The sequence below is a fragment of the Dermacoccus sp. UBA1591 genome, from assembly GCF_002322065.1.
GTDB lineage: Bacteria > Actinomycetota > Actinomycetes > Actinomycetales > Dermatophilaceae > Dermacoccus > Dermacoccus nishinomiyaensis.
Window position 1 is genome coordinate 956 of the sequence record NZ_DCNR01000052.1, and the last position, 17,617, is coordinate 18,572.

Below are 17,617 nucleotides of genomic sequence, written 5' to 3' on the forward strand. Positions count from 1 at the left end.
AGCAGGACGTTCTCGGGCTTGAGGTCGCGGTGCAGCACACCCGCGCCGTGGACGGCGGCGAGGCCCTGTGCGATCTGGGCGCCGAGCGTCGCGACATCGTGCGGGGTCAGGTTGCCGCGCCGTTGCAGGAGGGCGCGCAGGGAGTCGCCGGCGACGTAGTCCATGACGATCGCGAGGCGCGGGCCCTCGACGACGAGGTCGTGCACGCGGATGACGTACGGGCTGCGCAGGCCGACGAGGAGGTTGCGTTCCTGCAGGAAGCGCGCGACGACGCCGGGGTCGTCGGCGNNGAAACTGACCAATCGGCGAACCCGACCCCGCCCACTGGTCAGATCCCGACACCCCCACCCGTCCGAAACTGACCAATCGGCGAAAGGTGTCAGCGCAGCGGGCCGGTAACCTCCTCGACCACGCGCACCACCGTGCCGTCGGCCACCAGCGTGCGGGCGGTCTCGATGTCGGGAGCGAGGAAGCGGTCGATCCCCGGCCCCTGCCACCCGGCCTCGCGCAGGGCTCGGACCACCGCACCGGTCGCCGGCGACGGCTCGAGCGGCGCGCGCAGCTCGATGCCCCGTGCGGCGGTCAGCACCTCGATCGCGAGCACCCGGGTGAGGGCGTCGACCGAGCGGCGCAGCTTGCGGGCCGCGGACCACCCCATCGACACGTGGTCCTCCTGCATGGCGCTGGACGGGATGGAGTCGACCGAGGCGGGCGCGGCCAGGCGCTTCATCTCCGAGACGATCGCGGCCTGGGTGTACTGCGCGATCATGTGGCCGCTGTCGACGCCGGGGTCGTCGGCGAGTTCGGGGCGCAGCAGTTTGAAGGCCAGGGTGTGGCCGTCGACGTCATGCCCGACCCACACCTGCCCCATCGCGCCCGAGCCGATCTGCCGCTCGAGCGTGTAGCGGCTTCCCAGCTGCCAACTCTCGCTCACGCCGAGTTCCCTCCCTGCCTCGTTGGGACGATCCTATGGGCGCGCCGCCGCGTCTGGGGCTACTCTCGGGCACCAACCCCGACTTGCCCGCCGACCGGCGCGTGGCGTAGGAGAGATCATGGCCATCTTCGCTGTCACCTACACGTATTCCGACGACGTCGCCGCCCGCGACGCCCACCGCCCCGAGCACCGCACCTACCTCTCGCAGGTCGAGGGCATGCTGCTGTCCGGCCCCCTCGCCGAGCCCGACGGTGCGCTGCTCGTCATCGCCGCGCCCACGCGTGAGGATGTCGCCGAGCGCCTCGACCGCGACCCGTTCTTGCTCGAGGGCATCGTCGTCGAACGCACGATCCGCCCATACACGCCCGTCCTCGGCTCGCAGGCGCCGACGTTCGCCGAACACCTCGAACGATGACGGAGACGCCACGCGAGCCCGCACCTTACGGCACGTCCGGCACCTCGTTCGTCGACACCTCGCGCCTCGCCGAGAGGGCAGACATTGACGAATCGCCGGCGTCTGAGGGCGCATCGTCGAGCCACGCAAATGTGTCGCTGGCGAACGCGGACCTGCCGGAGCCGAAGCTGCCACCGATCACGAGCGTCGTCATCGACATCGGGGACGATCGCGTCGAGGTCTTCCACCGCGACAGCGGGCCTGATGATCAGCCCGACAACGCCTCGAGTGACGGGGGTGTCGACGTCCCGGGCGTGAACGCGTCGCTCGCCGGCGAGCAACGGGAGCGCGCCGCGGCTGACGCTGCGGCCGACCCTGGTGCCGCCGACGCTGAGCCCCACCCCGAAGCCGCGCCGACTGGTCGCCCGACGTATGTGCTCGTCCATGGTCTCGGCGGCAGCCTCGCCAACTGGGAGCCGTTGTGGCCGTTCCTCACCGAGCACGGTCGCGTGCTGGCGCTCGACCTCGCAGGGTTCGGTCGCACGAGTGGGTCGAACCGCTCGGCCGTCTCCGACAACGTCGATCTGCTCGCGGCGTACCTGCGTCAGCTCGGTCTGAGCGACGTCGTCCTCGTCGGCAACTCGATGGGCGGGATGATCGTCGCGATGATGACCGCGAAGCACCCTGAGCTCGTGTCGCGTCTCGTGCTCGTCGACCCCGTGCTGCCGCTGCACCCGCAGGATCGGCCGCACTGGTCGGTGCTCGTCACCTTCTCCCTCTACATGTGTCCGCCCGCGGCGCGACGCGTCATCCCGCGTTACGCCGCGCGCCGCGGCATCGACCGCATGGGCGTCGAGGGCGTCCTGACGGTCGTCGCCGACCCGCATCGCGTGCCGAAGTGGGTGATGCGACGCTCCGTCGAGGAGGTCCGTGCTCTGGCCGAGAACCAGGACGCCGTGCCCGGGCTCGTGCGGGCCGCCAACTCGCTCGTCGTGGCTGCTGGAAGCCCGCGTTACCGTCGCGTGCTGAGCGAGTTGCGGGTACCCGTCACGCTCGTGCACGGCGAGCGCGATCGCCTCGTGCCCGTCTCCGCGGCGCGTCGCATCGCCGCTCGTCACCCGGCCTGGACGTTCCTCGAGGGCCCCGGCCTCGGCCACGTGCCGATCTACGAGGCCGCGGGGTGGGTCGCACGCTGCATCGTGGGGGCGGCGGCGTCCTGATGAGCAAGACGGCCCGAGCCCGACGCCCGGCTCGGACCGCCGATTGCCGACGCCGTGCATGGTGGGTGTCACCGCTCGTTCAGGATCGCCTCGCGCGCGCTGGTTCTGGTCGCTGGTGGATGGCACTGTGCGTGGCGGGTGTCACCGCGTGCTGACTGGCCGCCAAGGTCACGAATGTGTCACGGTGGAGTCGATCGTCCGTCATCGTGACCCACCCCGACCTTCCTGAGAGGACCCAGTGACCTTCACTCTTCGACCCGCCCGCACGCTGTCGGTGCTCGGTGCCTGCGCCGGTCTGACGCTCACGCTCGGTGCCTGCGGCAACAGCGGCGACGACCCGAGCGTGCAGGTCAGCCAGTCGAGTTCGGCCTCCGGCAAGCCCGGCGCGACACTTGCGCTGCGCAAGGCCTGCATCTCGTCGAACAGCCAGGTCGTCTCGGCGAACGCGGCGTGGAACGACGCCGTCGACTCTCACAAGGACGCCGACCTGCAGAAGGCGACGAAGACGATGGGTTCGCTCGCGGATTCGCTGCGCTCGGACGGGAAGCAGTCCGGTGATGCGTCGTTCAAGAAGAAGGCCGACGCAGCTGCGGCTCAGGTCGATGCGTTGAAGAAGGCGGAGAAGCCGGCGAAGACGGTCGACACGACGCCGTACAACAGCGCCGTCGAGGACCTCACGAGCTACTGCTCGACGATGTTCCCCCAGGCATCGAAGAGCGCCTGAGCAACGCCTCTTCGAGAGCGGCCCGCGCCGAGTCGCGGGCCGCTCTCGCTGCGTCGTAGGCCTTCTGCGCCGCCTCGACGCGGACTCGCAACCGCGCGATGCGGGCATCCATCTCGGCCAGCGCTGCCTTCTCGCGCTGCTCCCGCTCGGCCCGCCGCCTCTGGGCGCTCTCGCGCTCGGCGGCCTCACGTTCGGCTTTCTCCTGCTCGTCCTCATCCCGCCGGCTCTGGGTGTCGGCGACCTGCGGGGAGGCTCCATCCGCGGAGGAGGAAGCGGATGGGGCTGATGTCGCGGCCGAAGCAACGCGGATTCGGTCTTGGGCAGGCGTACCGCCGGCGACGAGTCGCAGCGCGGGGCGCGCAGGCGCGTCGCGGTGCGCGACGGCGTCGGTGAGGTCGACGTCGCCCCACCCGCTGTAGCTCAGTGGCCGCACGAGTGCGCGGGTCGCCACGGCGTCGGCTGCCTGCCGGTCCGCGATCGCCGCGAGCAGCGTGGCGCGCACGGCCTCGGCGGGCGCGCCGTTCAGGTCGTGCCGCGTGACGATCTGCTGCAGCAGTTCCTGCCGTCGGGCCGACAACTCCTTGAGCGTGGCCGCGTCGAGCGAGGTCTGCGCGGCACGCATCTGTTCGCCGAGGGCGAGGACGTCGCTGATGGCGCCGTCGTCGAGGTGGTTGACGGCCGCGGCCGCGGCGGTGGGCTTGCGGAGCGCGGCGATCTCGCGGGCAGCATCGCGCTCACCGGCGGTACGTGCGGCTGCGGCGAGTTCCTTGCGCACCGCGACGAAGTCGGCCGGGTCGCCGCCGTAGAGCGTCGTGACGGCCTCGGCGACGGTGCCAATGTTCATGTCGGCGCTCATGCGGCCCGGCCGGGGGGTGTGCGTCGCACGAGGGCCTGCGGGTGCCCGGCGACGGCGATTCGTGCTGGGTTCATTGCTCCATTGTCCGTCGCCACCGATAGGGTATGCACAGCCTGGCGCCCGCCTGGCGCTCGTGGGGAGGTCTTTGGTGGTCGACGCAGCGGATCGCGCACCGATCGAGCGAGTGCTCGTTCTCGTGCCGACGTACGACGAGCGGGAGAACCTGCCGGTCATCGTCGAGCGCATCCGGAGTGCCGTCCCCGACGCCGACATCCTCGTCCTCGACGACAACTCGCCCGACGGGACAGGGCAGCTCGCCGATGAGATGGCGGCGGCCGACGCCCACGTGCACGTCATGCACCGTCGCGGCAAGGAGGGCCTCGGCAAGGCCTACCTCGCCGGTTTCGCGTGGGGTCTGGAGCGCGGCTACGACGCGCTCGTCGAGATCGACGCGGACGGTTCGCACCCGGCCGAGGAACTGCCTGCGATGCTCGCGCTCGCGGCCGGCGCCGACCTCGTCATCGGCTCCCGCTGGATCAAGGGCGGCTCCGTCGTCAACTGGCCGAAGAACCGCGAGATCCTCAGCCGCGGCGCCAACGTCTACGTCCAGGCGATGCTCGGCACCCGAGTCCATGACGCGACGGCCGGGTTCCGCGTCTACCGCGCGACGCTGCTGCGCCAGATCGACCTCGCGAGCGTGACGTCAGCCGGTTACGGCTTCCAGATCGACCTGACGTGGCGCTCGATCCGGGCCGGGGCGCGCATCGTCGAGCACCCGATCCGATTCAGCGAGCGCGAACTCGGCACGTCGAAGATGTCGGGCAACATCATCAGCGAGGCGCTGCTCGCCGTCGCCGGCTGGGGTCTCGAACTGCGGCGCGAACAGGCCGGGCACCTCCTGTCGCGGGTGCGGGCGCGACGGTCCTAGCGTTCGAGGGTGATGTGGTCGGGCACCTCGTGTCCCGGGTGGGCGCACGGCGCTCAGCCCCCTGATCCCGCTCCTGCGCGTCAGGCTTTCGGATCCTCTGCGGCGGCGCCGAACACGATCGTCCGGTAGGCGACGAAGCGCAGGATGGTGCCGATTCCGATGCCGATGAGGGCGTGCACGTTCTCCCACAACGCGCCGCGGGCCCCCAGCACGTAGTGCGCGAACGCGACCCAGGCCGAGGTGGCGGCGAGTGCGACACCGTTGACGGCGAAGAACAACACGACCTCGTGGTGCAGCGGACGGTTCTCGCGGTGACGGAACGTCCAGTACCGGTTGCCGACCCATGCGAACACGGTGGCCACGGCGCCCGAGATGATCTTCGCGGTCGTCACCTTGCCGTCGAGCGGGCCGGCGCGCAGCCAGTTGTACAGGCCCATGTCGATGAAGATGTTGAGCACGCCGATGATGCCGAACGTGCTGAGCTCGCGCCAGAACGCGGCGAGCGGGGACGACGCCGTAGTCGCCTGGTGCCCGGACGAGTCGGCCCCGAGCGATGACGCTCCGGCCGCGGGCGTCTCGTCGGGGCGCGCCGCTGCGGTCCGTGAGGTCATAACGTCCGATGCTACCCATTGCGCCTTCTGACGGGCTGAGAACGTCAGCACATCGGACGGCCGCGCAGCGCCTTTTCGTCGTTCGTCGATGCGCCCGAAAACCCGTGAGTACAGTGATCGGCATCACATCGAACCCTGGCGTTCGATACAGGCCGCGACGTGACGCGTCGTCCCGAGACAGTGCGTGCGACGAGACTTTGGAGGTGGGCATGGACGGGAAGAGTTTCGACGCGATCGTCGTGGGCGCGGGGCTGGCAGGTCTCGTGGCGGCGGCCGAACTGACGTCGCGGGGGCGCCGCGTCGTCGTCGTCGAGCAGGAGAATCGCGCCAATCTGGGCGCTCAGGCGCACTGGTCGTTCGGTGGGTTGTTCCTCGTCGACTCGCCCGAGCAGCGCCGCCTGCGGGTGCGCGACAGCCTCGAGCTCGCGTGGCAGGACTGGTGCGGCAGCGCCCAGTGGGACCGCCTCGAGGGTGAGGCGAACGCGTCCGGTGAGCCCCTCGGTGAGGACGTCTGGGGAAAGCGCTGGGCGCGCGCCTACGTCGAGTGGGCGGCCGGCGGCAAGCGGGAGTGGTTGCGCGAGAACGGAATCGAGCTCACGCCAATGGTCGGGTGGGCCGAGCGAGGCGACGGTCGCGCCGGGGGTCACGGCAACTCGGTGCCCCGCTTCCACATCGCGTGGGGCACCGGCACGGGCGTGAGCGGCCCCTTCGTCGAGAAGGCGCTCGATGCCGAGGCCCGGGGCCTGCTGACGTTCGCGCACCGTCATCGCGTCGACGAACTCATCGTCGAGACCCCTGCCGACGGTGGTGCTCGCGCCGTCACCGGCGTGCGCGGCAGCGTCCTCGCTCCCGACGACGCGGAGCGCGGTGTCGCGTCGAACCGCGACGTCGTCGGCGGGTTCGAGTTCACGGCGCCGTCGGTCATCGTCGCGAGCGGCGGCATCGGTGGCAACCACGACCTCGTGCGGCGCTGGTGGCCGGCGGATCTCGGCGAGGCGCCGCGTTCGATGCTGACGGGGGTGCCCGCCTACGTCGACGGGCGCATGCTCGAGATCGCCGCGGACGCGGGCGCGCGCCTCGTCAACCGTGATCGGATGTGGCACTACACCGAAGGCATCCGAAACTGGAACCCGGTGTGGCCGCAGCACGCCATCCGCATCCTGCCCGGCCCGTCGCTGCTGTGGTTCGACGCGATCGGACGTCGCATGCCGATGCCGTGCCTGCCCGGTTTCGACACGCGCGGCACGCTGCGTCACCTGCGCAGCGACCCGGCGATCCGCGCGTACGACCACTCGTGGTTCATCGTCACCCAACCGATGCTGGAGAAGGAGTTCGCCCTCTCCGGCTCGGAGCAGAACCTCGACCTGACGTCCGGGAGCCGCCGCGAGGTCGTGCGGGCGCGGCTGGCGAAGGGTGCGCCGCGAGCGGTCGCCGACTTCGTCGAGCACGGCGAGGACTTCGTCGTCGCCGAGACGCTCGAAGAGCTCGTCGCGAAGATGAACGAGTTGACGGACGAGCCGCTGCTCGATGCGGCACACGTGCGTCGGCAGATCGAGGAGCGTGACGCGCAGGTCGACAACGCCTACGGCAAGGACGTGCAGGTCATGGCGATCCACAACGCGCGCCGCTACCTCGGCGACCGGCTGGCGCGCGTGTCGGCGCCGCACCGCGTGCTCGATGAGCGGCAGGGCCCGCTCGTCGGCATCAAGCTGCACGTGCTGACGCGCAAGAGTCTCGGCGGCATCCAGACCGACCTCGACTCGCGCGTGCTCGACGCTCGTGGCCGCGTCGTGCCGGGGCTGTTCGCCGCCGGTGAGGCCGCCGGCTTCGGCGGGGGAGGCGTCCACGGCTTCAACGCGCTCGAGGGCACGTTCCTCGGAGGATGCCTGTTCTCCGGGCGAGCGGCCGGGGTGGCCGCCTCCCGAGTGGCATGACGACGACATAGCAATTCGTGATTGAATCCGCAGGCCGAAATACGAGACGACCATGAGGGGGTGGCTCGGTGGCGCAGCGGAAAATCACCCAGGCGCGTGCGCACGAGACGCGCGCTCGCATCCTGACGGGCGCCGCCGAGGCATTCGCCGAGCACGGTTTCGCCGGCGCGACCATCGCCGACATCGTGACGCGCTCGGGCGTGACGAAGCGCGCGCTGTACTTCCACTTCGACACGAAGGAAGAGGTCGCCGACGCCGTCCTCGCCGCGCACACGACGTGGCTGCGCGACGCCGTCGCCGCCCTGGCGGGCTCGCCGGTGCAACGCCTCGTCGACTACGGCTACCTCACCTGTGACGGGCTCGCCGACGACCCGATCTTCCAGGCGACGGCTCGGCTCGCGATCGAGCGCGAGACCTACGGCGCGGGGCGTCCGGCGTCGTTCGGGGTGTGGCAGGAGACGACCCGCGACATGCTCGACGAGGTTGCCGCTGCGGGGTGCCTCAATGCCGGGGTCGACACGGGCGTCGTGGCGCGCATGCTCAGTGCGACCGTCCTCGGGCTGCACCTGTCAGCACGCGCGAGCGATCCGTCGTCGCGCCTGCACGCCGAGATCGAACAGTGCTGGACGCACGCCGGGGCGACCCTCGTGAGACCCGAAGCGCTCACCGGTGTGACGCTGCGTCGCGCCCGCCCCACCGCGTGACACTCTTGGGCCATGGAACAGCAGAAGGTGGTGTCGGCGCGTGAGGCCGTGCCGTACGGCGTGCGGGTGGCCGCGTGGTGGTCGGTGTGCCTGCTCGCCATCGCCGTCGGGGTGCTCGCGTTCTTCTGGGGCGTCACGCGTCTCGGCGTCGTCACCGTCTCCTTCGTCACCGGGGTGATGTTCGCGGCGCTCCTCGCTCCGATCGTGTCGTGGCTGGTGCGGCGCGGCGTGGGGCGCACGACATCCGCGGTCATCGCGTTCTTCGTCGGTGTCGGTTCGGCTGCGGGGCTGATCGCGTTCGTCGTGGCGCAGATCGACGACTCCAGCGGCGAGTTCGCCCGACAGCTGACGCTGGCCGAGCAGGGCGCGCGGCACTGGCTCGTCGACGGGCCGCTGAAGATCGACGAAACCTCCGCGAGCCGCTACACGACCGACCTCGGAACGACGCTGAGCAACCACACGGCCGACATCGTCGGCTGGGCGGCGGCGCACGTCGGCATCGTCACGGGCGGGCTGTCGGCGCTGCTGCTCACGCTGTTCTGCGCGTTGTTCCTGCTCGCCGACGACGGCTCCATCTGGCGTTGGATCGTGCGGCTGCTGCCGCGTGGCGCGCACAACCACGTCGACCTCGCGGGCGCGGCGGCGTGGCGCACCCTCGTCGTCTACATGCGCTCGCTCGTGCTGCTCGCCCTGCTCAACGCGGCGGCGATGCTGCCCGTGCTCTGGTTCGCGGACGTGCCCCTCGCCGTCCCGCTGACCGTCGTCATCTTCCTCGGCTCGCTCATCCCGCTCGTCGGGGTGCTGCTCGCCGCGGCGCTCATGTTCGCCATCGCGTTCGTCGGCAACGGGCTCGTCACCGCGCTCGTGCTCGTCGCGATCCTCACGGTGCTCGTGCAGCTGCTCGGCAACCTCGTCAACCCCCTCATCCTCGGACGGTTCGTCGACCTGCACCCCGTCGTCATCCTGATCGGCGTGAGCGCCGGCACGCTGCTCGGCGGGGCGTTCGGCGCGTTCACGGCCGTGCCGCTCATCGCCGTCGTCAACAACATGGTCAAGGTGATGCGCAGCTACCATCTCGAGGAACACGGCGACGAGGATCTCGACGCCGTCGACGAACGTCAGCTCGAACGCCGCGCCAAGGAGGCCATGTGAACGCCGAGCGTCCCGGAGCGCTGCGGATGGCCGCGCTGCGCGTCTACCGGATGCTGCCCGCCGGGCTCAGCCACCGCATCGTGCACGCCATGCAGCCGACGTTCAGCGCCGGCGCCGTCGCCATCATCGAGCACGACGGGCGCGTGCTCGCGCTGCGTCAGGCGCACCGCAGCGGATGGTCGCTGCCTGGCGGCCTCATCGACGCCGGCGAGCAACCGCAGGACGCCGTCGTGCGTGAGGTGCGTGAGGAGACGGGCCTCGACATCGAGCCGGGCAGCGTCATGGCCACTGATTTCGACCCGGAGATCCGGCACGTCGACGTCATCTTCCGCGTCGTGTGCGACGAGCGACCCGAGGTCGAGGTGGCGAGCGAAGCCCTCGAATCCGGATGGTTCGCGCTCGACGAACTACCGCACCCCGACAAGTCGACGCGCCGCATCCAGCGCGCCGTGCGCCTTGCGCGGCAGCCATCGAGCGTGGGGCGTGTCGTCGGGCGCGGCGACTGAGGGTTCAGCCCTGCGCGCTTCTCAGCGCAGCAGCCCGGCGCGTCGTGCGAGTGCCACCGCTTCGGTGCGCGAGGTTGCGCCCAGTTTTTCGTTGATGTGCACGAGGTGCGTCTTGACGGTCGCCTCGGAGACGAAGAGGTGCTTCGCGATCTCCTTGTTCGTCGCGCCGCCGGCGACGGCGTCGAGCACGTCGAGTTCGCGGGCCGTCAGCGTCGGTGCGGGCGAGGACAACCGGTTGACGAGGCGCGCCGCGACGGCGGGCGCGAGCACCGTCTCGCCGCGTGAGGCGCGGTGCACGGCCTCGACGAGGTCGGCGGGCGGTGCGTCCTTGAGCAGGTAGCCGGACGCGCCGGCCTCGACGCCGCGCACGATATCGACGTCCGTGTCGTAGGTCGTGAGGATGAGGACGCGGGGCGCGTCGTCGCGGGCGCGGATGGCGCGCGTCGCCGCGACGCCGTCGAGGCCGGGCCCCATCTGCAGATCCATGAGGACGACGTCGGGGCGCACCCCCTGCTCGGCGAGGCGGTCGAGCACGCGCAGGGCCTCCTCGCCGCCGGCGGCCTCGTCGAGGACGTCGATGCCCGACGCGTCGAGCAGCGCTCGTAGGCCCGCGCGCACGACGGGATGGTCGTCGGTGAGGATGACGCTCGTCATCGGAGGCTGCTTTCCGTCGAGGGTGTCACGTGCGGTTCGACTCCGGCCGTCAGGGCAGGGGCGGGCTGGGTGTTCTCCTGCCTCACCGCCTTGTAGGGGCCGCTGGTGGGGATGGTCGCGATGAGGGCGGCGCCCTCGCCGGGCTGGGATTCGATCTCGAGGTGGCCGCCGAGTGCGTCGAGGCGTTCACGCATGGCGCGCAGGCCGAATCCGCTGCCGCCCAGGGGTGCGCGTTCGACGTCGGCGTCGGTGAAACCCACGCCGTCGTCGATGACTTCGAGGCCGACCTCGTCGAGTCGGTAGCTGAGCGTCACGCCGACGCGCTGCGCTTTGCTGTGGGTGCGCACGTTGGCGAGGGCGCTCTGCGCGATGCGCAGCAGCGCGACATCGACTGGGGCCGGCAGTGGGCGCGGTTCGCCGTCGCAGGTCGTGTCGGCGCGGATGCCGGTGTGCTCCGTCAGGCGCGCGGTGAGGCGCTCGAGAGCGCCGGACAACGGCGCGTCGACGAGGTCGCTCGGCGTCAGGGCATGGACGACCTCGCGCGAGTCGGCGAGGCCCTGCGCGGCCGTCGATTCGATCTGCTCGAGCAGGCGCGCAATCTCGTCGCCGGCGTGCGCGGCGCTGTCGCGGGTGGCCTGGGCGCTCGCGTGCTGGGTGTGGGCGTGCTGGTTACGGGCGAGGCCCGCGCGCGACAGCAGCACGATGCTGGAGAAGCCCTGCGCGAGGGTGTCGTGGATGTCGTGCGCGAGGCGCTCGCGCTCGGCGAGGACGCCGGCGCGGTGCTGGGCGAGGGCGAGCGTCTCCTGCGTCGCGAGCACGTCGTCCTGCGCGGCGACGAGCTGGGTGACGAGTTCGCGGCGGCGCGTGTTCTCCGCGCGCAGCTGGGCGTACACCCACGAGATGCCGAGCGCGACGATCATCCCCATGATCGGGCCGATGACGGTGCCGACGTTGCGTCCGTCGGGGCGCGAGACGAGGGCGGCGGCGCTCGCGACGAGGACGAGGGGCACGAGGGCGGCAGCGATGGGCCGGATCGCGACGTGCAGGACGAGGAAGTACAGCGCGAACGCCACCCACGCGAAGTCAGGCGCGACGGCGAGCGTCAGGCACCACGCGAGCGTCAGCGCGATGATCCACACCTGGCCGGTGTGCGAATCCTGGGCGGCGCGCAGCGACTGGGCGCGGCGCGCGCGGCGTTCGACGACGAGGCCGCTCAGGTAGACGCCGGTGAACACGACCGTCGCGGCGATGACGGCGAACGGCGAGGCGTCTCCGGCGAGCGCCCGGATCACCCCGACGACGAGCAGCACGACGAACAGGACGTGCATCGCGGCCTGCATGATGCGGATGGTGCGTTCGGAGTCGGTGGTGGGGTCGGTGGTACTCATCACCGTCCATTTTGCCGCGTGGATGCGTCGAACGCGCACGGACGTCAACCGAACGGTTGATGCGTTCTCCCACTGCCTGGGTGATGCGCGCAGGGGATGAATCGCGCTGGAATGGAGAAAACCTGGAGAACCTGTGCCGAAAGAAGAGGTTGATGTTCCTCGCAACTCGAGACCTTGCGTACGCCAAGGGGCGTTTCGCCCTCATCGGCGGCGTCATCGCCCTGATCACGCTGCTCGTCGTCATGCTGACCGGCCTCGCGGCCGGCCTCGCGAAGGAGAGCGTGTCGGCCATCGACACGTTGCCCTCGCACGGTGTCGACCAGATCGGCTTCTCGGCCCCCGCGAAGGGGCAGAAGGTCGGGTATGACAGCTCCCACGTCGAGGCGAAGGACATCGACGAGATCAAGTCGGTCAAGGGCGTCACCGACGCCTCGCCGCTGACGATCACGCAGGGCCGCGCGAGTGTCTCCGGTGTGCCGTCGGCGGTCGCCATCTTCGCCGTCCCGGACGGTTCGTTCGCCGCGCCGAAGGGGGTGAAGAACGGCTCCGTCGTCGTCGGCAAGACGATCACGAAGGACGCCGCGCTCAAGGAGGGCGAGTCGATCTCGTTCAACAACAAGAGCGTTCGCGTCGCGAAGCTGAGCGACGACGCGTCGTACCAGCACCAGCCCGTCGTGTGGATGACGGAGAACGACGCGAAGGCCGCCGGCCTGCTCGGCCAGGGCTCGGGCACCGTCGCGCTCGTCAAGACGGGCAGCGGGTTCTCGAAGGACGCGCTCACCTCGGCGACCGGCCTCGACGTGCAGGACCCGAAGACGTCGCTCAGCACGATCAGCGCCTACCAGGCCGAGAACGGCTCGCTGACGCTCATGCGCGTCATGCTCATGCTCGTCTCCGCCCTCGTCGTCGGCGCGTTCTTCACCGTCTGGACGATCCAGCGCACGCCCGACCTCGCCGTCCTCAAGGCGATGGGCGCGCACACCGGCTACCTCGTGCGTGACGCCATGGGTCAGGCCGCCATTTTGCTGCTCATCGGTGGCGGCCTCGGCACGATCGTCGCGACCGTCCTCGGCTACTTCGCGCAGGGCACGGTGCCGTTCGTCCTCAGCCTCACCACCACGCTCGTCCCGCTGGCGCTGCTGTTCGTTCTCGGTCTGCTCGGCGCGCTCGTCAGCGTGCGCCGCATCGTGACCGTCGACCCCAACACCGCACTGGGGGCCGCGCGATGAGCCTTCGTCGTCATGCACCCGTACCTCGTGTCGAAGGCCGCGCGATGAGCCTCGACGCCACCCTCGTCCCCACCACCGCGCCAGGAGCAGCCCGATGAGCCTCGACGTCAAGAACGCGACGCTGACCTTCCCCGACGGCGCCTCGGGGCGCATCACGGCCGTCAACGACGTGTCGTTGCACGTCGCCGCGGGCGAGTTCGCCGCGGTGACGGGCCCGTCGGGTTCCGGCAAGTCGTCGCTGCTCGCCGTCGCCGGCCTGCTGCAGACGCCCGACTCCGGCATCGTGACGATCGACGGCAAGGTCGTCTCGGGGCTCTCGCACAAGGACGCCGCAGCGGTGCGCCTGTCGTCGATCGGGTTCGTCTTCCAGCAGAGCAATCTCATCGCGTCGCTGACGTCCGTGGAGCAGCTCGAGATCGTTGCGCGCATCGCCGGGCGTCACGGCAAGGACACCGCATCGCGGGCCGAGGAACTGCTCGCCGCCGTCGGGTTGGAGAAGGTCTTCGACCGCCGCCCCGCAGCGCTCTCCGGCGGTCAGCGTCAGCGTGTCGGCATCGCCCGCGCGCTGATGAACGAGCCGAAGCTGCTGCTCGTCGACGAACCGACCGCGTCGCTCGACACCGAGCGCGGCACCGCCGTCGTCGAACTGCTCGGCAAGGTGACGCACGAACACCAGGCCGCGACCATCATGGTGACGCACGACCTGCACACCCTCGACGCCGTCGACTCGCTGCACGAGATGGTCGACGGTCGCCTGCGCACGCTCGAGGCGACCCCGACGCAAGGTTGATGTCGGCGCCTCGTCGTAGTGCTGGCCTCGGCGCCTGATCGTCTCGACGGAGACGACGCGAGGAATCGGGTGTAGGCGAACATGACGCCGGCCGGATGCGACAAGCATCCGGCCGGCGTTCGTCGTCTCGTGGTTGCGGCGTCTCACGGTGACGTCGCCTCGTGGTCTCGGCGTCTCGACGGTAGGTGTGAGGTCGGCGAGTCGTTGGGGACGGGATTCGCAGATGGGGACGCGAATCGCGGTTTGGGACGGGAGTTCGAGCTGGCGCCTGTTCTCGCGCCGGCGTTGGTCAGGAGCTGACGTGAGCCAGCTGCGTCGTCGTGGCCGGCGCGTCATGCATCAGGGCGAGGCGTAGGCATCCGAGAGCGACGGGGATCTCGGCGGCGAGCGCCATGGCGACGGCGGTGGCGAGCGAACTTGTCGTGGTCGCGCTCGCGATGTCCGTGACGGCGTCGAGGACGAACAGCGTCGCGGCGACGAGCCCGATGAGCCGGGTGGCCGCGGCGCGTCGACTGGTGGCCAGAACGAGTGCGGTGAGGGCGAGGAGTTCGCTCACGTCGAGCCCCAACCACGCCGCGATGCTCGCAGGGTCGACGCGCTGCGCGTCCAGGCGCAGGTAGAGCACCGGGATCCAGGCTGCGAGGACGCCGCCTGCCACCGTCAGGACTCGTGTCACCGTCGTGTTCTCCACGTCCCCCACGTTCGCGCTCGCGTGTGGGTGGGTGATGTCGAGATCCTGTGCGTCGGCCATGAGCGCTCGCGGGCGATCTGGCGTGGTGTTGACGTCGCAATGTCGACGTGGTGCGGTGCCGCAGCGCGGGCGTGGGGGAGCACCGGGGTGAAGCCTGGCCGTGGGGCGGTGGCGCGAGGGGCCGTCAGAGGTGGCGGGCCGGACACGACGAAGGTGTGATCACCGTTGCGGGAGCTACTGCGTCCCGGGCGCCCACGGCGGGCGGGCGGTTCGCTAGGGTGGGCAGCGCGCGTCACCCAGGACGAGGAAGCCGGTGAGAATCCGGCACGGTCGCGCCACTGTGAACGGGATTTCCGTGAGTCAGGAACTCGGGGTGACGCCATCGAGCGGGACGCGTCATCCCGGGAAGGTGCACTCATGCATATCGCTGAGGGGTTCTTGCCCCCTGTTCACGCTGCCGCCTGGAGTGCGGTAGCGGCACCCTTCGTCATCCACGGAGCGCGCGAGATCAAGCGCACGATCGAGAAGCATCCGGAGTCGAAGCTGCTGCTCGGCGGAGTCGGGGCGTATTCGTTCGTGCTGTCGGCCATCAAGTTGCCGTCCGTCACCGGGAGTTCGTCGCATCCGACGGGCACCGGCGAGGGCGCCATCATCTTCCGCCCGCCCGTCATGGCGGCGCTGGGCACGATCGTGCTGCTGTTCCAGGCGCTGTTGCTCGCGCACGGCGGGCTGACGACGCTCGGCGCGAACGTCATGTCGATGGCAGTCGTCGGGCCGTGGGCCGGGTACGGCGTCTATCGGCTGATGCGTCGCGCGCCGCTGTCGATCGCCGTGTTCTGCGCCGTCGCCGTCTCCGACCTCATGACGTACGTGACGACGGCGACGCAGCTCGCCCTCGCCTTCCCCGACCGCGCGACGGGTTTCGTCGGCGCATGGTCGCGGTTTCTCGGGCTGTTCGCGGTGACGCAGATTCCGCTCGCCATCGTCGAGGGCCTCGTCGGTGTGCTGCTCATGAACGCGCTGCGCTCCTGGGCCGGCCCGGAGCTCGCCGGTCTGGGATTCGGACGCGATCGTGGGTTCGATGCGGGTGTCGCGGTCTCGGCCGACGTCGAGGCGAAGGAGGCGAGCCGTGCGTGACCGTCGACTGACGAACGTCCTCCTCGTCGTGCTCGCGGCGGCGATCTTCGTCCTGGCGCTCGTCATGGGCACGCGCAGTGGCGACTTCGGTGGCACGGACGCTGCGGCCACCGAGACCATCGAGAAGTCCGACCCCGACTACAAGCCGTGGTTCGAGCCGTTCTGGACGCAGCCCGGTGGCGAGGTCGAATCGGGGCTGTTCGCGATGCAGGCCGCGCTCGGTGCGGGCTTCCTCGGCTTCGTCCTCGGCACGTTCCGCGAGCGTCGCAAGAACCGCGACGCGGCGTCGGGTGTCGCGAGTGCGGGTAGCGGTGTTGCGTCACGTCGTGCTGCCCCAGGTGATGACGCTGCGACGGGTGTCGTCACGAACGCGTCCGACGGTTCGCGGATCGCCTGAGCGTGGCTCATCTCGCGATCGACGAGGCGGCGTGGAGCAGCGCGTGGCGCTCGCATGCCGTCAGCGAGAAGGCTGCGCTGGCGCTCGGTCTTCTCGCCGTGGCGATGGTGGCGCGGGACGTGCGCGTCGACCTGGCCGTCGTCGTCGTCGCGTTCGTCGCCGTCACGGTGGGTGCGCGCGTCGCGCCCGGGCTCGTGCTGCGTGTGTGGGCGCTGCCGGCGGTGTTCGTCGTCATCGGCCTCGTGGGCGTGCTCGTGTCGATCGGCCCCGCGCCCGATGACGCGCTGTGGCAGGCGGGGCCGTTCTCGATCGGGCGATCGTCGCTCGATCGAGCCGTTCTGACGGGGTCGCGTGCAGCGGCGGGGGCGGCTGCCGTCCTCGTGCTCGCGCTGACGACGCCGATGACGGACGTCCTCGGCGGGCTGCGGCGCGTCGGGGTGCCGGCGTTTCTCGTCGAGATCGCGGGCGTCGTGTATCGGATGATCTTCACGCTGCTCGACTCGGTCGGCACGATCCGGGAGAGTCAGACGGCGCGCCTCGGATACGCGACGCGCCGCGCGGCGCTCGCGAGCACTGGGACGCTGCTCGCGGGGGTGCTCGTCCGGGCCTGGACGCGCGCCCAGCGCCTCGAAGCGGGGCTCGCCGGACGTGGATACACGGGCGACCTCATCGTCACGACGCCCGCGCGGCAGGCGTCGTGGCGGTCGCTGTGTGGTGTCGTGCTCGTCGTCAGCGCCCTCATGACGTGGGCGGTGATGTCGCGATGAACAGGTGGCTGCAGAACAGGCAAGCTGGGCCGAACGGCGTCGCTCGAGATAGTGAGTCACGTGTGGCTGAGCCCGGCGGCCGGGAGGCAACTGGTACCCGTGGGTTGAGTGTCAGGGATCTGCGCGTGGGGTATCGCGGTCGGGACGCCGTACTCGACGGCGTCGACCTCGACGTGCAGCCGGGGCGGCGGCTCGCGTTCGTCGGCGCGAACGGCGCAGGCAAGACGACGCTGTTGCGCGCCGTGGCCGGGTCGGTTGCGGCGACGTCAGGGGACGTCGTCGTCGACGGGGTGGCGTTGCAGCGTTCGCGGCGCGGGCTGGAGCGTCATCGACAGCTCGTGCAGCTCGTGCTTCAGGATCCGGCGGATCAGTTGTTCTCGGCGGACGTCTTCGCGGACGTCTCGTTCGGCCCGACCAACCTCGGGCTGCCGCCCGACGAGGTGCGGCGACGCGTCGAGGAGACGCTCGACGTCCTCGGGATCAGCGACCTCGCGGATCGGCCGGTTCATCAACTGTCGTTCGGGCAGCAGAAACGCGTGGCCATCGCGGGTGCCGTCGCGATGCGCCCCGCGTACTTGCTGCTCGACGAGCCGACGGCCGG

20 protein-coding genes, 1 pseudogene and 1 riboswitch are annotated in these 17,617 nt (G+C 70.5%); of the genes and pseudogenes, 14 read left to right on the plus strand and 7 right to left on the minus strand.

The window, feature by feature from the left end; genetic code table 11:
- Together B2284_RS14560 and B2284_RS05525 are read right to left on the minus strand one after the other, a co-directional pair.
- Window positions 1-497: protein kinase domain-containing protein (locus B2284_RS14560; protein WP_476728566.1), on the minus strand; the 497-nt coding region annotated here is incomplete at its 3' end.
- A pseudogene (locus B2284_RS05525) lies at window positions 380-814 on the minus strand (aromatic amino acid lyase); the annotation flags it as partial. The gene B2284_RS14560 and the pseudogene B2284_RS05525, both read right to left, overlap by 118 nt.
- 238 nt (window positions 815-1,052) lie before the next feature.
- Between B2284_RS05525 and B2284_RS05530 the strand changes: the two are divergent.
- The 3 genes from B2284_RS05530 (at window position 1,053) to B2284_RS05540 (ending at window position 3,272) form a co-directional block, all read left to right on the plus strand.
- Complete coding sequence (locus B2284_RS05530) at window positions 1,053-1,349, plus strand: YciI family protein (RefSeq protein ID WP_038569695.1); 297 nt, start codon at window positions 1,053-1,055, stop codon at window positions 1,347-1,349.
- Window positions 1,346-2,548 (plus strand): alpha/beta fold hydrolase, encoded by a 1,203-nt coding sequence (locus tag B2284_RS05535; protein ID WP_083607331.1) that lies wholly within the window; start codon window positions 1,346-1,348, stop codon window positions 2,546-2,548. Before B2284_RS05530 ends, B2284_RS05535 begins: the two co-directional genes overlap by 4 nt.
- 238 nt (window positions 2,549-2,786) lie before the next feature.
- A complete protein-coding gene (locus B2284_RS05540; protein WP_143181551.1) occupies window positions 2,787-3,272 on the plus strand; it encodes a hypothetical protein in 486 nt (161 codons plus the stop codon).
- Here the strand turns inward: B2284_RS05540 and B2284_RS05545 are convergent.
- The gene (locus B2284_RS05545; protein ID WP_143181552.1) at window positions 3,223-4,116 is read right to left on the minus strand and encodes a hypothetical protein; all 894 of its coding nucleotides are present in this window, start codon (window positions 4,114-4,116) and stop codon (window positions 3,223-3,225) included. The genes B2284_RS05540 and B2284_RS05545 overlap by 50 nt on opposite strands.
- 160 nt (window positions 4,117-4,276) lie before the next feature.
- On the opposite strand from B2284_RS05545, the gene B2284_RS05550 reads away from it, so the two are divergent.
- Complete coding sequence (locus B2284_RS05550) at window positions 4,277-5,056, plus strand: polyprenol monophosphomannose synthase (protein ID WP_038569692.1); 780 nt, start codon at window positions 4,277-4,279, stop codon at window positions 5,054-5,056.
- Between the two features lie 80 nt (window positions 5,057-5,136).
- Here the strand turns inward: B2284_RS05550 and B2284_RS05555 are convergent, their stop codons facing one another.
- Window positions 5,137-5,667 carry a GtrA family protein gene (locus tag B2284_RS05555; protein WP_006943451.1) on the minus strand — a complete coding sequence of 177 codons (531 nt, stop codon included), beginning with the start codon at window positions 5,665-5,667 and terminating at the stop codon, window positions 5,137-5,139.
- 209 nt (window positions 5,668-5,876) lie between these two features.
- On the opposite strand from B2284_RS05555, the gene B2284_RS05560 reads away from it, so the two are divergent.
- The 4 genes from B2284_RS05560 (at window position 5,877) to B2284_RS05575 (ending at window position 9,963) form a co-directional block, all read left to right on the plus strand.
- Complete coding sequence (locus tag B2284_RS05560) at window positions 5,877-7,601, plus strand: FAD-binding dehydrogenase (protein ID WP_040014213.1); 1,725 nt, start codon at window positions 5,877-5,879, stop codon at window positions 7,599-7,601.
- Between the two features lie 68 nt (window positions 7,602-7,669).
- Window positions 7,670-8,305, plus strand: coding sequence for a ScbR family autoregulator-binding transcription factor (locus B2284_RS05565; protein ID WP_006943449.1), 636 nt, complete (start codon window positions 7,670-7,672; stop codon window positions 8,303-8,305).
- Between the two features lie 12 nt (window positions 8,306-8,317).
- Window positions 8,318-9,457 (plus strand): AI-2E family transporter, encoded by a 1,140-nt coding sequence (locus B2284_RS05570; protein ID WP_006943454.1) that lies wholly within the window; start codon window positions 8,318-8,320, stop codon window positions 9,455-9,457.
- Window positions 9,454-9,963: an NUDIX domain-containing protein gene (locus B2284_RS05575; protein ID WP_006943456.1), complete on the plus strand. Its 510-nt coding sequence runs from the start codon at window positions 9,454-9,456 to the stop codon at window positions 9,961-9,963. Before B2284_RS05570 ends, B2284_RS05575 begins: the two co-directional genes overlap by 4 nt.
- A gap of 21 nt (window positions 9,964-9,984) precedes the next feature.
- Here the strand turns inward: B2284_RS05575 and B2284_RS05580 are convergent, their stop codons facing one another.
- Window positions 9,985-10,617: a response regulator gene (locus B2284_RS05580; protein WP_286697283.1), complete on the minus strand. Its 633-nt coding sequence runs from the start codon at window positions 10,615-10,617 to the stop codon at window positions 9,985-9,987.
- Complete coding sequence (locus B2284_RS05585; protein ID WP_286697284.1) at window positions 10,614-12,005, minus strand: sensor histidine kinase; 1,392 nt, start codon at window positions 12,003-12,005, stop codon at window positions 10,614-10,616. Before B2284_RS05585 ends, B2284_RS05580 begins: the two co-directional genes overlap by 4 nt.
- Window positions 12,006-12,157: 152 nt before the next feature.
- Here B2284_RS05585 and B2284_RS05590 point away from each other — a divergent pair, with 152 nt between their 5' ends.
- Together B2284_RS05590 and B2284_RS05595 are read left to right on the plus strand one after the other, a co-directional pair.
- On the plus strand, window positions 12,158-13,234 hold the full coding sequence (locus B2284_RS05590; protein ID WP_074046264.1) for an FtsX-like permease family protein: 1,077 nt from the start codon (window positions 12,158-12,160) through the stop codon (window positions 13,232-13,234).
- A gap of 94 nt (window positions 13,235-13,328) precedes the next feature.
- Entirely contained in the window at window positions 13,329-14,024 is a 696-nt protein-coding gene (locus B2284_RS05595) for an ABC transporter ATP-binding protein (RefSeq protein ID WP_038569683.1), read from the plus strand.
- Window positions 14,025-14,313: 289 nt separating this feature from the next.
- On the opposite strand, the gene B2284_RS05600 is transcribed toward B2284_RS05595, so the two are convergent.
- The gene (locus tag B2284_RS05600) at window positions 14,314-14,775 is read right to left on the minus strand and encodes a hypothetical protein (RefSeq protein ID WP_006947571.1); all 462 of its coding nucleotides are present in this window, start codon (window positions 14,773-14,775) and stop codon (window positions 14,314-14,316) included.
- Window positions 14,776-14,989: 214 nt separating this feature from the next.
- Window positions 14,990-15,086: riboswitch (cobalamin riboswitch) on the plus strand.
- A gap of 46 nt (window positions 15,087-15,132) precedes the next feature.
- On the opposite strand from B2284_RS05600, the gene B2284_RS05605 reads away from it, so the two are divergent.
- From B2284_RS05605 to B2284_RS05620, 4 genes are all read left to right on the plus strand, one after another.
- Window positions 15,133-15,852 (plus strand): energy-coupling factor ABC transporter permease, encoded by a 720-nt coding sequence (locus B2284_RS05605; protein ID WP_006947566.1) that lies wholly within the window; start codon window positions 15,133-15,135, stop codon window positions 15,850-15,852.
- On the plus strand, window positions 15,845-16,249 hold the full coding sequence (locus B2284_RS05610) for an energy-coupling factor ABC transporter substrate-binding protein (protein ID WP_006947575.1): 405 nt from the start codon (window positions 15,845-15,847) through the stop codon (window positions 16,247-16,249). The genes B2284_RS05605 and B2284_RS05610 overlap by 8 nt, the downstream gene beginning before the upstream one ends.
- Window positions 16,250-16,251: 2 nt before the next feature.
- Window positions 16,252-17,016, plus strand: a complete 765-nt coding sequence (cbiQ, locus tag B2284_RS05615) for a cobalt ECF transporter T component CbiQ (RefSeq protein WP_170957293.1) — start codon at window positions 16,252-16,254, stop codon at window positions 17,014-17,016.
- Window positions 17,017-17,141: 125 nt separating this feature from the next.
- Window positions 17,142-17,617: energy-coupling factor ABC transporter ATP-binding protein (locus B2284_RS05620; RefSeq protein WP_286697285.1), on the plus strand; the 476-nt coding region annotated here is incomplete at its 3' end.

Coding starts and splice junctions, on each gene's coding strand:
- B2284_RS05530 (WP_038569695.1), top strand. CDS start 1,053: ATGGCCATCTTCGCTGTCACCTACACGTATTCCGACGACGTCGCCGCC.
- B2284_RS05535 (WP_083607331.1), top strand. CDS start 1,346: ATGACGGAGACGCCACGCGAGCCCGCACCTTACGGCACGTCCGGCACC.
- B2284_RS05545 (WP_143181552.1), bottom strand. CDS start 4,116: ATGAACATTGGCACCGTCGCCGAGGCCGTCACGACGCTCTACGGCGGC.
- B2284_RS05555 (WP_006943451.1), bottom strand. CDS start 5,667: ATGACCTCACGGACCGCAGCGGCGCGCCCCGACGAGACGCCCGCGGCC.
- B2284_RS05560 (WP_040014213.1), top strand. CDS start 5,877: ATGGACGGGAAGAGTTTCGACGCGATCGTCGTGGGCGCGGGGCTGGCA.
- B2284_RS05570 (WP_006943454.1), top strand. CDS start 8,318: ATGGAACAGCAGAAGGTGGTGTCGGCGCGTGAGGCCGTGCCGTACGGC.
- B2284_RS05580 (WP_286697283.1), bottom strand. CDS start 10,617: ATGACGAGCGTCATCCTCACCGACGACCATCCCGTCGTGCGCGCGGGC.
- B2284_RS05585 (WP_286697284.1), bottom strand. CDS start 12,005: ATGAGTACCACCGACCCCACCACCGACTCCGAACGCACCATCCGCATC.
- B2284_RS05590 (WP_074046264.1), top strand. CDS start 12,158: ATGTTCCTCGCAACTCGAGACCTTGCGTACGCCAAGGGGCGTTTCGCC.
- B2284_RS05595 (WP_038569683.1), top strand. CDS start 13,329: ATGAGCCTCGACGTCAAGAACGCGACGCTGACCTTCCCCGACGGCGCC.
- B2284_RS05600 (WP_006947571.1), bottom strand. CDS start 14,775: ATGGCCGACGCACAGGATCTCGACATCACCCACCCACACGCGAGCGCG.
- B2284_RS05605 (WP_006947566.1), top strand. CDS start 15,133: ATGCATATCGCTGAGGGGTTCTTGCCCCCTGTTCACGCTGCCGCCTGG.